The 1,311-nt window shown below is 68.9% G+C and carries 2 protein-coding genes; both read left to right on the top strand.

Translation table 11 applies throughout. From position 1 onward, the window contains the following. The first annotated feature begins 58 nt into the window (after nt 1-58). Nucleotides 59-928, top strand: coding sequence for an IS5 family transposase (locus tag ACWF9Z_RS36670; protein ID WP_453609957.1), 870 nt, complete (start codon nt 59-61; stop codon nt 926-928). A 73-nt stretch (nt 929-1,001) separates the two neighbouring features. Continuing rightward, nucleotides 1,002-1,298 (top strand): hypothetical protein, encoded by a 297-nt coding sequence (locus ACWF9Z_RS36675; protein WP_453609959.1) that lies wholly within the window; start codon nt 1,002-1,004, stop codon nt 1,296-1,298. Nucleotides 1,299-1,311 lie beyond the last annotated feature (13 nt).

The following is a 1,311-nucleotide window of genomic DNA, read 5'->3' on the forward strand; positions in this document are numbered from 1 at the left end:
CTAGGCCGTGTTTTAGGTAGGGGTTCCGGTCCACGCCTCACGCTGTGATGATCATGGTGTGGGGCGTGGGGATCTTTCTGATGAGCAGTGGTCGGTGTTGGAGTCGTTGCTGCCTGCGGCGGGTGTGAGGCGCAGGTCGTCGTCCCGGCGGATGTTGGTGGACGGTGTGCGGTGGCGGGTGCGGACTGGTGTTCCGTGGCGGGATCTGCCGTGTGAGTACGGGCCCTGGCAGACCGTTTACGGATTGTTCCGCAGGTGGCAGCGGCAGGGGGTGTGGGCTCGGCTGCTGACGTTGTTGCAGGCGCGGGCGGATGCGTCCGGGCTGATCGTGTGGGAGGTCAACGTCGACTCCACCGTCTGCCGGGCCCATCAGCACGCGGCTGGTGCCCGCCGGGACGGCGCGGGGCAGAAGGAACCGCCCGGCGGGGTCGGCCAGGAGCCGGACGATCACGGGCTGGGCAGGTCGCGGGGCGGGTTCACCACGAAGATCCATCTGGCGTGCGAGCAGGGCCAGAAGCCGTTGTCGCTGCTGGTCACGGCGGGTCAGCGGGGTGACAGCCCGCAGTTCGAGCCGGTCCTGGAAGCCATCGGGGTGCCCAAGGCCGGTGGTGGGCGGCCCAGGCGCAAGCCGTTGCGTGTGCGGGGAGACAAGGCGTATTCCTCGCGCGCCAACCGTGCCTACCTGCGCAGACGCGGGATCCGGTGCACGATCCCGGAGCCGGCCGACCAGATCCGCAACCGCAAGCGCCGCGGCCGCGATGGTGGCCGCCCGCCGGCCTTCGACCGGGACGATTACAAGGCCCGTCACGCGGTGGAGTGCGGGATCAGCCGCCTCAAGCAGCACCGGGCCGTCGCGACCCGATACGACAAGCTCGCCGTGCGCTTCGAGGCGGCCGTTCACATCGCGGCGATCAGCCAGTGGCTGTGAACCACCGGCCGGCCGCCGGCCCGTGCCATCCTGACCACCGGAAACGTCCAGCACACGCAAAAGGGGAAGGCCCGTGGCCGCCGACTACTACTGCGCCGACAGCGAGAACGGCGACCACATCGACGACCCGTCCGAGGACGCCTTGTTCATGCTGATCGGCGATCTGAACGGCACGGACAACACCTTCGTCGTCATCCAGCCCGACGAGGACGACCCGGCCTGGTTCGCCTCCGTCGCCGTACTGGACGAAGGCGGCTACGAGATCGTCCGCCGCGACACCACCCGCCGCGAACACGAAGTCACCACCGAGACCAGCATCGACCAGATCGCGGGCGACCTCACCAAATGGCTGGCCGCCCGCGCTTCCTAAAACACGGCCTAGC

This window comes from Streptomyces sp. NPDC054961, assembly GCF_053609145.1.